We start from the raw sequence: 14,096 nt of genomic DNA on the forward strand, positions 1-14,096 counted from the left end.
GCCCCAGCTCTCCCGCAGGGAGAGCGTTTGGCAGAACGGGCAGAAGGAGGGCTGCAAATGCAGATCACGATCCAACCAGACAGAAACATTGACGGAGTCATTATGGCCCCGCCCAGCAAGAGCATGGCGCACCGGGCCGTGCTCTGTGCGGCGCTGGCAAATGGCACCTCACACATCCGGAATCTGGAGTTCAGCAAGGATATCGCCGCCACCCTCGCGGCGGCGGGCCAGCTCTGCGCCCGCGTCACCACCGGCGGGAACGATGCAGTGGTGGAGGGACTGGGCCGTTTTCTGCCCGTGGAAGCCCCGGTGGACTGCTGCGAGAGCGGCAGCACCCTGCGCTTCCTCATCCCGCTGGCCAGCCTCACCGGGCAGGAAGTGACCTTTGTGGGCCGCGGGCGGCTGATGGAGCGGCCCCAGTCGGTGTATGAAGCGCTGTACCGGGAGCAGGGCCTCCGCTTTGCGCAGAGCCCTTCCGGCCTGACCGTGGAGGGGGCGCTCTCCAGCGGGGACTATACGCTGGCGGGCAATGTGTCCAGCCAGTTCATCAGCGGGCTGCTGTTCGCCCTGCCGCTGCTGGGCGGCACCAGCACCCTTCACCTGCTCCCGCCGGTGGAGAGCCGCAGCTACATCGACATGACCCGGTCCGTTCAGGCGGCGTTCGGCGTCACGAGCCGGTGGGTGGACGAAACGACGCTGGAGATCCCCGGCGGGCAGGCATACCGCCCCTGTGACTACACCGTCGAGGGCGATTACAGCCAGGCGGCCTTCCCGGCGGTGCTGGGGGCTGTCACCGGCGGCGTCACGCTGACCGGTCTGGCCGAACCGACCTTGCAGGGCGACGCGGCCATTCTGGACATCCTGCACCGGTGCGGGGCCGACTTCTCCCGCACCGAACAGGGCATCGTCTTCCGGAAAGCGCCGCTCCACGGCACGGACATCGACCTGGCCGACTGCCCCGACCTCGGCCCGGTGCTGATGGTTCTGGGCCTGTTCTGCGAGGGGCAGACGGTCATCCGGAACGCGGAACGCCTCCGCATCAAGGAGAGCGACCGCATCGAGGCCATGGAAACAGAGCTGCGCAAATGCGGCGGGGTGCTGTCCAGCGCGGGCGGCACCATCACCATCGAGGGCTGTGCCGGGGCGCTCCATGCGCCGGACAGCGTCCTCTCCGGCCACAACGACCACCGGGTCGTCATGAGCCTGTCGGTGCTGGCACTGGCGGCGGGGCTGCAGCTGCCCATCGACGGCTCCGAGGCCATCACGAAGAGCTGGCCGAATTTCTTTACAGCCATCAAGCCATTGGGCGCGGAGGTAGAAGATGTTGGATAAAACGAAACGTTATCTCGTGGTGGGTCTCGGCCTGCTGGGCGGCAAATATGCGCTGGAACTCTCCAAAGCCGGGTTCCATGTGGACGGCATCAACCGCAGCGAGGGCCACTTGCAGTTCGCGCTCGACCATGGCTACATCGAGCGGGGCAAAACCCACGATTTTGAAGACCTTGTCCGGGAGGCCGACCACATCATCTTCGGCCTCTACCCCACGGCCCTCATCGAGTGGTTCCGGACGTACGGCCCGCTCCTCAAGCCCGGCTGCATCTTCACGGATGTGTCCGGCGTCAAGACCGGCCTTGTGGAGCCGGTGCAGGCCCTTTGCCCGGCGGGGGTCGAGTTCATCGCCAGCCACCCGATGGCAGGCCGCGAGACCTCCAGCGTGGAACACGCCGCCGAGGTGAATTTTGCCCCGGCGAACTTCATCATCACCCCGACCGGGAAGAATACCCCGGAGGCCATCGCCTGGGTCCGGGAGCTGGCCGAGGTGCTGGGCTTCAAACACATCTGCACCCTGACCGTGCAGGAGCATGACCGGATGGTCGGCTATGTCAGCCAGCTGTGCCATGCCATCGCCGTCAGCCTGATGTGCGCCAACGACAACACCTCGCTGTGCGAGTACACGGGCGACTCCTTCCGGGATCTGACCCGCATCGCACGCATCAACGACAAAATGTGGGCGGAACTGTTCCTCTGGAACAGGGATAACCTCATCTCGGAGATCGACCAGTTCGACGCCGCGCTCGGCGCACTGCGCAACGCGCTGGCGGCGGGCGACCGCGAAAAGCTCGAAGAGATGTTCCGCCTTTCCACCCAGCGCCGTGCGGCGTTCGACAAGAAGCTCCCCGAATGAGGTGAACCTATGCCCAAGCAGGAAGGCCAGAAATCCAAGCTGTTGGCGCTTTTGCGCATCTTTGAGACACAGACCGACGAAAACCACCTGCTGAACGTGCCCCAGCTGGTGGGGCTGCTGGAACAGCAGGGCATCCTCTGCGAGCGCAAGAGCGTGTACAGCGACATCGACGCGCTGAACGCACTGGGGTACGACATCCAGCTCCGGCGGGGCCGGGGCGGCGGCTATTTTCTGGCCAGCCGCACCTTTGACCTGGCCGAGCTGAAGCTGCTGGTGGACGCCGTGCAGGCCAGCCGGGTGGTGTCCAGCGCCACGAGCCGCCGCCTGATCCGGAAGCTGGAAAAGCTTTGCTCCAATTACGAGGGCGGCCAGCTGCAGCGTCAGGTCTACGTGGACGGCCGCCCCAAGACCGACAGCAGGAGCCTGCTGTACAGCATCGACGCACTGCACGAGGCCATCAACACCGGCCGGATGGTAGAGTTCCACTACAAAAAAGTGGGCCGGCCCGAAAAGCGGGTCATCAGCCCATGGCAGATGGCGTGGGAGAACGGCTGCTATTACCTCATCGCCTATCAGGACGAAAAGGAGCCGGTGGGCATCCGCCACTACCGGGTGGACCGGATGTCCGGCGTCCGGGTGCTGGAGCTGCCCCGCCGCGGCCGGGAGCAGTTTGCCAATTTCGATCTGCCCGCCTACCTGCGCAAGCACTTCAGCATGTACGGCGGCCCCGAACGGCGCGTGACCCTGCGCTGCACGGCCGACCTCGAAAATGCCATGCGGGAGCGGTTCGGCGCTTCGCCGACCTTCCTGCCGGAGGAGGACGGGCGCTTCCACTTTGATGTGCCCATCTGTGTCAGCGAGCCGTTCTACGGCTGGGTGGCGGGCTTTGGCGGCAAGGTGGAAGTCCTTGCGCCCGAAGACGTCCGCACCGGGATGCGGGCGCTGGCCGAACAGCTGGCGGAAGAGCATCGCTAAACAAGAAAAAACGGACCGTGAAAACGGTCCGTTTTTTGCGTAGTTCTGCAATTATTCGTCCAATTCCAGATCGCTCGGCAGGAGCACATCCAGCGCGGCGGCGGGTTCGGCGACGAGGCGGCGGCTCTGGTGGAAGATGGCCTTTTCGAGGGTGTTGCGGGCCAGACGGCCGTTGCCGGCGGTGCGGGCATCGGCGGCCTGACGGCGGGCGTAGTAGTTCCGCAGCGGCTCTTCGCAGGCCTCCGAGAGGGTGTAGCCCTTGTTTTTTGCGAGGACGTGGGTGATCTGCAGCAGCTCGTCTGCGGTGTAGTCCGGGAACTCGATTTTGTTGGGGAAGCGGCTGGCCAGACCGCTGTTGGCGGTGAGGAAGGTCTCCATCTCTCTGGTGTATCCGGCCAGAATGACCACGAGCTCGTCGCGGTGGTCTTCCATTCCTTTGACGAGGGTGTCGATGGCTTCGAGGCCGAAGCTGTCCTGCTCGCCGCGGTAGAGGCTGTAGGCCTCGTCGATGAAGAGGACGCCGCCGAGGGCGCTCTCGATGACGCTGTTGGTCAGCGGTGCGGTGTGGCCGGTGTAGCGGCCCACGAGGTCGCCGCGGCCCACCTCCACCAGCTGCCCGCCCTTGAGCGCCCTGATGGCCTTGAGGTACTTGGCCACCAGCCGGGCGATGGTGGTCTTGCCGGTGCCGGGGTTGCCGGTGAAGATCATGTGCATCGAAAGGCTGGCTGTTTTCATGCCCGCAGCGGCGCGGCGCTGCTGGACCTGCAGATTATCGGCCAGACCGAACACGTATTCCTTGACCGGGGCCAGACCGACCAGCTCCGAGATCTCGGCCCGGATCTCATCCAGTGCGCCGGTGTAGGCGGCGGGTAGCAGGTCAAACAGCGGGGCCGGGGCGGCATCGTTCAGGTGGAAGAGCAGGCCCTCCGGTGCGGCGGTCAGGGTCACGGTGCCGGTGAGCGGCTTGTCCGTTTGCAGGCAGTATTCGCTCAGGGCGCGGAAGATGCGGTCGCAGCAGCCGGACAGCCCGGCTGCGCCCTTCTGGGGGGTGCACTGGGCAGCGACGTAGTCCCGCACATCGGCCCCGGCGGCAAGGGTCAGGCCCAGCCGGGCCGTGACCTTCTGGGCCAGCGCGTTCAGCTGCTGGGCGGCGAGGGCTGCAAGGTCTGCCCGCTGGTAGGCGGTCGTCTCACAGACGTCGCCCAGCGCCGAGATCATGCTTGCGCCGAACTTGTCCGCCATGGCGGCGCGGCCCTTGTTCGAGAAGAAGATGAGGTACTTCCCGCAGGGGTCGAGACGGCTGACCGCGCCGGGGGCCAAGGCCGTTCCGGCGTCCACCAGAATGCCATCCCGGTTGACGATGTACCGGCTGGAGAGCGGGGCGCTGCCCCGGACGGCCAGGTCGGACAGCGTTTTCAGAAAGCTGGGGCAGCAGCTCTCGTAGTGTTCAAAGACCACGATCTCGCCGGGGGCGTGGAGCGCGGCGTAGAGGTCCTGCAAAAAGAGCTTTTCGGCGGCGGGGTTCGCGTAAAGCGCCAGGTCGAGCGCGGCGATCTGGTCGTTTTGCAGCAGGCCCCGCGCAGCCATGCAGCGGGCGGTCTCCTCCAGCGCGAAGTGCCGACCGGTGCCGGTGCCGCCGCTCAGCAGGATGACGTTCCGGGCGGCGGGCGGCTCGGTGCCCAGCACAAAGGGGCGGCGCATGGCGCGGACGACCGCGTCCACAAAGGCGTCCTGCCCCAGCACGGTCTGCCGGACTTCGTCGGCCAGCCCCTCGAAGCTGCCCAGATGTTCGGGTTTCACGTCGGTGGTGCCTTTGGCCAGCAGACCGTCGTTCTCCATATCCCGCAGCATCCGGCGGCTGTCGGCCAGTGCGGCCTCGGCGGCGGTGTCCTGCGTCTTCAGCTGGGCCGACTGGGCCTTGAGCATCGCATCCAGCTTCTTCTGCTGTTCCAGAAGCGCCGCGTTCAGGTCGTTCAGGGTGCTGTTTGGCTGCTGTCTGGGTTCGGCGGGGGTGCCGGGGGCGGCCTTGAATCTGCCGCCCGGCCCGAAGACTCCATTCATCAGGGTCTCCCAATCGTCTGTGTATGCCATGTCATCGCCTCCGTGATCGGTTCATTTCTTTCAGTATAGTGTACCGCAGCCCCATTTGCAAGGAAACTCTTGCAAAATCCGCGCAAGCCGGGTACACTGATTTCAAAAGGCCTGCCTCTGGCGAGGGCGGAAATGTTAGGATAAAGGATGAGAGTCAATGAAAACGCCTGCACAATGGAAAGCATGGTTCGAAAGCGAGGAGTTTGCCCGTCAGACCGGCTATCAGGGGCCGCTGGGCGCGGCGTATTCCCCATCGGGCACCCACCTGCGGCTGTGGGCACCCACGGCGCAGTCGGTCCGGGTCGATCTTTACCGGAAAGGCGACGGCGGGGCCTGCATCGGCAGTCTGCCGCTGAGCCCGTGGGGGCAGGGCGTCTGGGGCGTTTATCTGCCCGGCGACCAGCACGGGAAGTATTATAATTTCAACGTGACCACCGAGTGGGGCAGCGTGACCACCGCTGACCCCTATGCCCGCGCGGCGGGCGTGAACGGGGCGCGGAGCATGATCGTGGATCTGGCCCGCACCGACCCGCCGGGCTGGGAACAGGACAAACGGCCGGTCATCCCGGCGTCGAAGCGGAGCGTCTGGGAGGTCAACGTCCGGGATTTCTCGCAGGACCCGGCCAGCGGGGTGCGCAATGCGTGGCGGGGCAAATTCCTGGCCTTTACCCAGCAGGGCACGACCCTGAACGGCGACGGCATCCACCCCACCTGCCTGAACTACCTCAAGCGGCTGGGGGTGCGCTATGTCCAGCTCATGCCCATCTTTGATTTCGGCAGCGTGGACGAGAGCCGCCCGCTGACCCGGCAGTACAACTGGGGCTACGACCCCGCAAACTTCAACGTCCCGGAGGGCAGCTACTCCACCGACCCCGCCCGCGGCGAAGTCCGGGTGCGGGAGTGCAAGCAGATGATCCAGGCCCTCCATGCGGCGGGCATCGGTGTGGTGATGGATGTGGTGTACAACCACATGTACCGCTTCGACAACGTGCTGAACCGAGCGGTCCCCCTCTATTATTTTCGCCAGAACGAGGACGGCAGCCTTTCCAACGGCAGCGGCTGCGGCAACGAGTTTGCCAGTGAGCGGCCCATGGCCCGGCAATACTTTCTGGATTCGGTACTCTACTGGGCGCAGGAGTACCACATCGACGGCTTCCGGTTCGACCTGATGGGCCTGTACGATGTGGAGACGATGAACCTGCTGCGGGCCGAGCTGGACAAGCTGCCCGGCGGGCGGGACATCCTGATGTACGGCGAGCCGTGGCAGGGCGGCAGCAGTGCGCTGCACCGGTACGAGGCGAACAAGAACAATCTGGCCATGCTGAACGACCGCATCGGCATCTTCTGCGACGACACCCGCGACGCCATCAAGGGCGGCTGCTTCAATGCGCGGGAGCCGGGCTACGTGGAGGGAAAGCCCGGCAGCTTCTGGGACATCGGCGGGGCCGTGGCGGCATGGTGCCGCAGCGATAAGTTCCCGCCCCACACGCCGGGGCAGATCGTCAGCTATGTGTCCGCCCACGACAATTTCACCCTGTGGGACAAGCTGCTTCTGGTGCGCTACGAGCGCCCGGAGTTCGGCGCGGTGGACCGTGCCGCCCTGGCCCAGAACCGGCTGGCGGCGGGCATCTACCTCACCTGCATGGGCCTGCCCTTCTGGCAGGCAGGCGAAGAGTTCGCCCGCACCAAAAAGGGGCAGGGCAACAGCTACCGCTCCTCCCCGGCGCTGAACCGGCTGGACTGGAAGCGGGCCGAGCAGTTCCATGGGCTGGTGGACTATTACCGGGGCCTCATCGGGCTGCGGAATGCCTTCCCGCGGCTGGGTGCGGTAGACAGGGCCAGCCCCAACGCCATTGCATTTTTTGATTTGGAACAGCCGCTGGTGGGCTGGCGTCTGCCTGCCCTGCCCGGCGATGGGGCGTGGTGGGGCGCGCTCTGCGTCTACTACAACCCCACCGAACAGGAACAGCCCATCCGGCTGCCCGACGGGCGCTGGAAGCTGCTGAGCGACGGCACCTCGTCCAGCCTGTGGCGGGGCGACAGCCGCATCCTGAGCGGCGAAGCGGTCCTGGCCCCGGTCAGTGCGACCATCTTCGGCTTGGTATAAACAGCAATCCCCCGGCCAGCGGGTCACCGCCAGTCGGGGGATTTTTGAAGAAGAAAGGGATCAAATCTTGATAACGCCTTGCGGCGGGGGTGGCTCAGTTGTTGGCCGAACGCTGTGCGGCGGTGTTCGACGCATTCTTTTCGCCCAGCGTCAGCGAGACGGTCTGCATCTGGCCGTCGCGGGCAACGGTGATGGAAAGGGTGTCACCGGCCGTGTGCTGCTGCATCAGGGTGCCAAGGTCGTCTTTCTGAGCGATCTCGCTGCCGTCGATGCTGACGATGCGGTCCCCGGCCTTCAGACCGGCCTTGTCGGCCGGGCCGCCCTGCACGACGTCCACGACATAGACGCCGTAGGCGTTGACGTTGAACTGGGCCGCCGTCTGGGCGTCGGTCACGGCGATGTAGGTGATGCCCATATACGGCCGGCCGGAGACGTAGCCGTTCTCCAGCAGGTCCTGCGCTACCTGGATGGCGTCGTTGATGGGGATGGCGAAGCCCAGACCCTCCGCGTCCGAACTGGAGGACTTGGCGTTGACCAGACCGATCAGCTCACCGTTCATGTTGAACAGACCGCCGCCGGAGTTGCCGGGGCTGACGGAGGCATCCATCTGGATCAGGGACATGGTGTTGGTGGAGCTGGTGCCCTGGATGGTCACGCTGCGGTTCAGTGCGCTGACGATGCCGCTGGTGACGGTGCCGCCCAGCTCACCCAGCGGGTTGCCGACGGCCAGGACGCTGTCGCCGACCGACAGGCTGTCGCTGTCGCCGACGGTGGCGGGGGTCAGGCCGGTGGCGTCGATCTTCAGCACGGCGACATCGCTGGTGTCGTCCTCGCCCACCACGGTGGCGGTGTAGTCGGTATCCCCGATGGTCACGGTGATCTGCGATGCACCGGAGACCACGTGCGCACAGGTGAGGATATAGCCGTCCGAGCTGATGATGACGCCGCTGCCTGCGCCGGACTCGACCTGATTCTGGCCGTACCAGGACCACTGCGAGTAGACGACCTGTTCGGTGGTGATGACCACGACGCTGGGGCTGACCATCTCGGAGACCTGCGAAGTAGTCATGCCGCCGGACGCGACGGCGGTGCCGGAGGCCGCGCTGCTGTCGGTGCGCTCCACCTGCTGGATGACGACCTTGTTGCCTGCATTGCCGACCCGTGCGCCCACGAAGCCGCCTGCAAAGCCCATGGCTGCGGCCAGCACCAGCGCAACGGCGCTGCGGACGATGCGGCCGCCGCTATGTTTGCGGCGCTTCTTCGGTGGCTTGGAGGCTGCGGCCTGCGGCTCCGGGCCTGCCGGGGGCGGCGTAGTGCCGCCATTGCCGGTGGAAGTTTCCGACGGGCGGGCCGGGGCGGGGTCGCTGTAGGTGCCCGCCGTGTTGGCGGTGTTCATGCCGGAGGAGCCGACGTTGGGGTATCCGGTATCGCCGGACGAACTATTTGCAGAGGAATAATCGTATTCCCATTTGTTTTCATTTTCCATGGTACAACTTCCTTTCTCGAAGGGACTGGTTCGGGAGGGGCGTTTCGCCCGTCCCTCTCTGGAACTGGCTCTATTGTAGCCGCTAATTGTGAAAACGAATCGCTGAGCGGGTGAAGAATGTGTGAAATAAGGTCGTAGCCGCAGGCCTTGACAGCGGCGCGAGAGCTTGGTATTGTAAGGGAAAAGGAGACTGCGTATGAAACTGGAAGAACGGCCCGGCGGCTTTGCACTGTATAAAGAGAAGACCGAGGTGGGCTGCTGTCAGCTGACCCGGACGGCGGCAGGGGCGGACGTTGCCTGCCTTACCATTGTACCAGAATGGCGGCGGAAAGGCTATGGGTCTTATCTGCTAAAAGAGATATTGCGCCGCTTTGGCGGATATGACAGGGAGACGGCCACCGTTTTCACGGCCCCGCTGCCCGCTGTGCCGGGGGAGGAAGCGTTCTGGGCGAAGTTCGGCTTCCGGGAGGAGGCCGGGCGGCTCTGCCGCCGCCGGACGCCGGACCTGACCGCTGTGAAGTTCGTGCAGGACTTCCTTGCGGCCCGGCTGCAAAACCCGCAGCTGCTGGTGGATGCCACCTGCGGCAACGGCGGAGATACGGCGTTTCTGTGCCGTCTGGCGGGCGGGACGGGCCGGGTGCTGGGCTTTGACATCCAGCCCGAAGCCATTGCCTCCACCCGACGGAATCTGGCCGCGAACGGGCTTTCCGCCGAGCTGTACTGCGGCAGCCATGCAGACCTGCTGCATGATGTCCAGCCCGGCACGGCGGATGCCGTGATGTTCAACTTCGGCTGGCTGCCGGGGGCAGACCACACGGTCTTTTCCCACGCGGAGAGCAGCATCCCTGCGCTGGAAGCGGCCCTCGACGCACTGCGGCCCGGCGGGGTGCTCAGCGCCATCCTTTACAGCGGCCGGGTCATCGGGTCGGACGAGAAGACGGAGATCCTGCACTGGATGCGCACACTGCCCCTGACGCGCTGCACCGTCCTCGTCTGCGATTTCGCCAATTGGGCCGAAACGGCACCCCTGCCCTGCTTTCTTCTGAAAAAATGAGAAAAGTCTTGCATCTAGGTGGAATTTCTGCTAAAATAAATGCTGTTTGATTTTTAGACGGCCGGACCCTCTTTGGCATCGCGGATGCGATGCCGCCTCTCCCTTTGGCGGAGCGGGCGCAAAGCGCCTGAGAGGGCAGGCCTATTGATGGAGAACGACCCATGTGACGAAGAAAGGACCCGAAACAAACCCCTCTGACTTGAAATTGGGAGACTTATAAATCTATGACAAATCGTGAAGAAATCGAGCGCCGTCGGACGTTTGCGATCATCAGCCACCCCGACGCCGGCAAGACCACGCTGACCGAAAAGCTGCTGCTGTACGGTGGAGCCATCAACCAGGCGGGTTCCGTCAAGGGCAAGCAGAGCGCAAAGCACGCCGTTTCCGACTGGATGGACATCGAGAAGCAGCGCGGTATTTCCGTGACTTCCTCGGTGCTGCAGTTCAACTATGCGGGCAAGTGCGTCAACATCCTGGACACGCCGGGCCATCAGGACTTTTCGGAGGATACCTACCGCACCCTGATGGCGGCGGACTCTGCCGTCATGGTCATCGACGCCGCCAAGGGCGTTGAGGCCCAGACCATCAAGCTGTTCAAGGTCTGCACCCTGCGCCATATCCCCATCTTCACCTTCATCAACAAGATGGACCGCGAGGCCCGCGACCCCTTTGAGCTGATGGAGAACATCGAAGAGATCCTGGGCATCAAGACCTACCCCATGAACTGGCCCATCGGCTGCGGCAAGGAGTTCAAGGGCGTGTTCGACCGCAACACCCGCAAGGTGCTGGCCTTCTCCAGCGACGGCCGCGCCAACGGCGTCAAGAAGGTCGAGGAGACCGAGGCCGAGCTGGGCGATCCCGCACTGGACGAGCTGCTGACCCCCTATCTGCACCAGCAGCTCTCCGATGAGATCGAGCTGCTGGACGGTGCCGCCGAGGAATTTGATCTGGACAAGGTGCTGCGCGGCGAGCTCAGCCCCGTCTTCTTCGGCTCTGCGCTGACCAACTTCGGCGTTGAGCCGTTCCTGGAGAACTTCCTCCGCCTGACCCCCACCCCGCTGGCCCGTGTGGACAGCCTGACCGGGGAGCCGGTGGACCCCTGCCGCGAAGAGTTCTCGGCCTTCATCTTCAAGATCCAGGCCAACATGAACAAGGCCCACCGCGACCGCATCGCCTTCATGCGCATCTGCTCCGGCAAGTTCGAGCGCGGCATGGAAGCCTACCATGTGCAGGAAGGCAAGAACATCAAGCTGGCCACCGGCACCCAGCTGATGGCGCAGGACCGCGCCATCGTGGATGAGGCCTATGCAGGCGATATCATCGGCCTGTTCGATCCGGGCATCTTCTCCATCGGCGACACGCTGTGCACCGGCAAAAAGAAGGTGGAATTTGCAGGCATCCCGACCTTCTCGCCGGAGCACTTTGCGCGCATCGAGCAGAAGGACACCATGAAGCGCAAGCAGTTCGTGAAGGGTATGGAGCAGATCGCCCAGGAGGGTGCCATCCAGATCTTCCGCGAAGTGGGCGGCGGCATGGAAGAAGTCGTGGTCGGCGTCGTTGGTGTGCTGCAGCTGGAAGTGCTGGAGTACCGCCTGAACACCGAATACAACGTCGAGATCCGGATGCAGCAGCTTCCCTTCGAGCAGCTGCGCTGGGTGAAGAATGACCCCGACACCTACAACCTGCGGGACCTCGACCTGACCAGCGACACCAAGGCCGTGGAGGATATGAAGGGCAACCGTCTGCTGCTGTTCACCTCGGACTGGGCCATCCGCTGGGCCGAGACCCACAACGAAACGCTGGAACTGAGCGAGTTCGGCAACATCTAAAACGATCCCAAAGAGCTGCTGTGCGGGGCGGGACTCCAAACAGCAGCTCTTTTTGGATAGAAAGAAAAAATACAACAAAGAATGCCAGAAATGGGATGAGACAGGCCCCCGATGGGGAACACTTCTGGCATGGAGGAAAATAAGATGCAGAATATCACGATCGGAAAAAGCGGCATCGAGGTGCCCTTTCTCGGTATGGGCACCTGGGCCATTGGCGGCGGCAGCTGGTGGGGCGACAACGACGACGCCCTGTCGGTGAACGCCATTGAAGCGGCGGTCGAGCAGGGCATCCGCTGGATCGACACGGCCCCCATCTACGGCTTGTACCACAGCGAACAGGTCGTGGGCGAGGCGCTCCGGCACATCGACCGCGACAAGGTGGTCCTCTCCACCAAGTGCGGCCTGGAATGGCGGCACGAGACGCCGGTGCTCCACAAAGTCGTGGACGGCACCGCAGTCTACCGCGACCTGTCCGCCCAGAGCATCATCGAGGACGTGGAAGAGAGCCTGAAGCGGCTGGGCACCGACCATCTGGATGTCCTGTACACCCACTGGCAGAGCCCGGATCTCGGCCTCTACCCGCTGGAAGAGACGGTCGAGGCCATGATGAAGCTCAAGGAGCAGGGCAAGATCCGCGCCATCGGTGCGTCGAATGTGACGGCGGACATCATCCGCGGCTATTGCAAGTACGGCCAGCTGGATGTCATCCAGGAGAAGTACAGCCTGCTGACCCGCCGCGTGGAAAAGCAGCTGCTGCCCACCTGCAAGGAGCTGGGTGTGTCCATTCAGGCCTACTCTCCGCTGGAGCAGGGCCTGCTGACCGGCAAGGTCACGATGGAGACCACCTACCCGGAGGGCAGCACCCGGAACACCAACCCCAGCTTCCAGCCCGCCCGCCGTGCGCAGGCCATTGAGCTGCTGGAAAAGTGGGGCGACCTGACCGAAAAATACGACTGCACCCTCGCGCAGCTGGTCATCGCGCTGACGGCCCGGATGATCCCCGGCCTGCATGTGCTCTGCGGTGCCCGCACTCCGGAGCAGGTGCGCGACAACGCCGGTGCCCTGCGCATCCAGCTCAACGGCGCAGATGCCGTCCGCATGAAGTGGGATGTGGACGCCATTTCGTAAGATAATAAAGGCAGAAGAGGAGCCGCGGCCATTGGCCGCGGCTCCTCTTCGTTTATGCTTCTTTCAGCATCTGCTGGATCTTTCGTTTGGCGCGGCAGTAGGTCACGCAGGCCCAGTTGGCGGTGTGGCCGAAGATCGCACCGATCTTCTCGTAGGAGAGTTCGCCGAAGACCCGGAGGGTGAACACCTCCTTGTACGGTTCTTCCAGCCGGTGGAGGCACTGGTGGATGGTAAAAGCGGCGTCTTCGTCGATGAGCAGTTCGTCCAGGTCCGGCTGCGGGGCAGCGGCGGGCGGGAACGCCTCGTCCAGCGGGACGGTCTGTTTCGCCTTGCGGCAGTGGGAGTAATAACAGTTCCGCGCTACGGTGAAGAGCCAGGCGCGGATGTCCTGTCGGCCATCAAAGTGCTTCAGACCGTTCAGGGCCTTGAAAAACGTCTCCTGCGTCAGTTCTTCGGCCAGCGATTCCGAGTGGGTGAGCCCCTGCAAAAACAGGAACACATCCCGGAAATAGAGCCGGTAAAGTGCATCCATGTCCATAGGCTAGGCCCTCGGATAGAGGCCCAGCTCCTGCTCGGTGCCGTAGACGATGGTGCCATTGAGGCGGTAGGCCGAGACCGGCTGGCCTTCCCGGTAATGGAGCGTTTCGTCGGCACAGACGACGGCGAGCAGCTGGGTGTTGGAAACGGCGATGGTCTTGGAAGATGCCGCGCTCCCGAACACCCCGGCCAGTGCGGCGTGGAAGTGCGGGAAACGATAGCGCACGGCCTGCACCGTCACGGTCGGGCTGCCCCAGCTGAAGGGCTCGTCCAGCGTCAGCCAGACGCCCTCGCCCTGCACTTCGAGGATGCAGAGGTTGGCAGAGTCTTCTTTCCGGTTGTAGGTCCAGAACCGGGCTTCCTCGACGGTGGCGGGAGCCTCGGCGCTGTACATCCACACGGCCAGTGCCAGAGCGCACACCACGGCCAGCACAGCCGCCAGAGTGGTCAGCAGCTGCTTTTTCTGCAGGGCGGCATGGACCTGTTTCAGCGGGGCGTCGGCCTGCGCATCGGCCTGCACCGGGACTGGCAGGCGGATGCTGTGCAGTTCGTCCCGGCAGGCCGGGCAGCTTTGCAGATGCTCTTCGATGAGCTGGCCGGTCTCCGGGCTGGTGAGGTGTTCGGCATAGAGGGGGAGCAGGTCCCGGATGAGTTCACAGGGCAGTTTCATGAGTACGACCTCCTTTTTTCGTGTCCGTTCACCT

At 64.1% G+C, this 14,096-nt stretch carries 11 protein-coding genes; 7 read left to right on the forward strand and 4 right to left on the reverse strand.

Annotation, left to right across the window (positions count from 1 at the left end; all coding sequences use genetic code 11):
• Positions 1 to 57 precede the first annotated feature (57 nt).
• The 3 genes from aroA to DWY95_RS11955 are packed head-to-tail and all read left to right on the forward strand — an operon-like array spanning position 58 to position 3,160.
• Positions 58 to 1,332, forward strand: a complete 1,275-nt coding sequence (gene aroA, locus DWY95_RS11945; RefSeq protein ID WP_118553673.1) for a 3-phosphoshikimate 1-carboxyvinyltransferase — start codon at positions 58 to 60, stop codon at positions 1,330 to 1,332.
• Positions 1,322 to 2,185: a prephenate dehydrogenase gene (locus tag DWY95_RS11950; protein WP_118553674.1), complete on the forward strand. Its 864-nt coding sequence runs from the start codon at positions 1,322 to 1,324 to the stop codon at positions 2,183 to 2,185. Before aroA ends, DWY95_RS11950 begins: the two co-directional genes overlap by 11 nt.
• Before the next feature lie 9 nt (positions 2,186 to 2,194).
• Complete coding sequence (locus DWY95_RS11955) at positions 2,195 to 3,160, forward strand: WYL domain-containing transcriptional regulator (RefSeq protein WP_118553675.1); 966 nt, start codon at positions 2,195 to 2,197, stop codon at positions 3,158 to 3,160.
• A 51-nt stretch (positions 3,161 to 3,211) separates the two neighbouring features.
• On the opposite strand, the gene DWY95_RS11960 is transcribed toward DWY95_RS11955, so the two are convergent.
• A complete protein-coding gene (locus tag DWY95_RS11960; protein ID WP_118553676.1) occupies positions 3,212 to 5,251 on the reverse strand; it encodes an AAA family ATPase in 2,040 nt (679 codons plus the stop codon).
• Between the two features lie 157 nt (positions 5,252 to 5,408).
• Here DWY95_RS11960 and pulA point away from each other — a divergent pair, with 157 nt between their 5' ends.
• Positions 5,409 to 7,358, forward strand: a complete 1,950-nt coding sequence (pulA, locus tag DWY95_RS11965) for a type I pullulanase (protein WP_118553677.1) — start codon at positions 5,409 to 5,411, stop codon at positions 7,356 to 7,358.
• A 94-nt stretch (positions 7,359 to 7,452) separates the two neighbouring features.
• Here the strand turns inward: pulA and DWY95_RS11970 are convergent, their stop codons facing one another.
• A complete protein-coding gene (locus tag DWY95_RS11970; RefSeq protein ID WP_118553678.1) occupies positions 7,453 to 8,844 on the reverse strand; it encodes a trypsin-like peptidase domain-containing protein in 1,392 nt (463 codons plus the stop codon).
• Between the two features lie 196 nt (positions 8,845 to 9,040).
• On the opposite strand from DWY95_RS11970, the gene DWY95_RS11975 reads away from it, so the two are divergent.
• The 3 genes from DWY95_RS11975 (at position 9,041) to DWY95_RS11985 (ending at position 12,855) form a co-directional block, all read left to right on the forward strand.
• Positions 9,041 to 9,898 carry a GNAT family N-acetyltransferase gene (locus tag DWY95_RS11975; RefSeq protein WP_118553679.1) on the forward strand — a complete coding sequence of 286 codons (858 nt, stop codon included), beginning with the start codon at positions 9,041 to 9,043 and terminating at the stop codon, positions 9,896 to 9,898.
• Between the two features lie 224 nt (positions 9,899 to 10,122).
• On the forward strand, positions 10,123 to 11,727 hold the full coding sequence (locus DWY95_RS11980; protein WP_097791819.1) for a peptide chain release factor 3: 1,605 nt from the start codon (positions 10,123 to 10,125) through the stop codon (positions 11,725 to 11,727).
• Positions 11,728 to 11,871: 144 nt separating this feature from the next.
• Positions 11,872 to 12,855 carry an aldo/keto reductase gene (locus DWY95_RS11985; RefSeq protein WP_118553775.1) on the forward strand — a complete coding sequence of 328 codons (984 nt, stop codon included), beginning with the start codon at positions 11,872 to 11,874 and terminating at the stop codon, positions 12,853 to 12,855.
• A gap of 52 nt (positions 12,856 to 12,907) precedes the next feature.
• Here the strand turns inward: DWY95_RS11985 and DWY95_RS11990 are convergent, their stop codons facing one another.
• Together DWY95_RS11990 and DWY95_RS11995 are read right to left on the reverse strand one after the other, a co-directional pair.
• A complete protein-coding gene (locus DWY95_RS11990) occupies positions 12,908 to 13,393 on the reverse strand; it encodes an RNA polymerase sigma factor (RefSeq protein ID WP_097791817.1) in 486 nt (161 codons plus the stop codon).
• A 3-nt stretch (positions 13,394 to 13,396) separates the two neighbouring features.
• A complete protein-coding gene (locus DWY95_RS11995; protein WP_118553680.1) occupies positions 13,397 to 14,062 on the reverse strand; it encodes a zf-HC2 domain-containing protein in 666 nt (221 codons plus the stop codon).
• Positions 14,063 to 14,096 lie beyond the last annotated feature (34 nt).

Origin of the sequence: Faecalibacterium sp. AF28-13AC, from assembly GCF_003478405.1 — a bacterium.
Lineage (GTDB): Bacteria > Bacillota > Clostridia > Oscillospirales > Ruminococcaceae > Faecalibacterium > Faecalibacterium prausnitzii_E.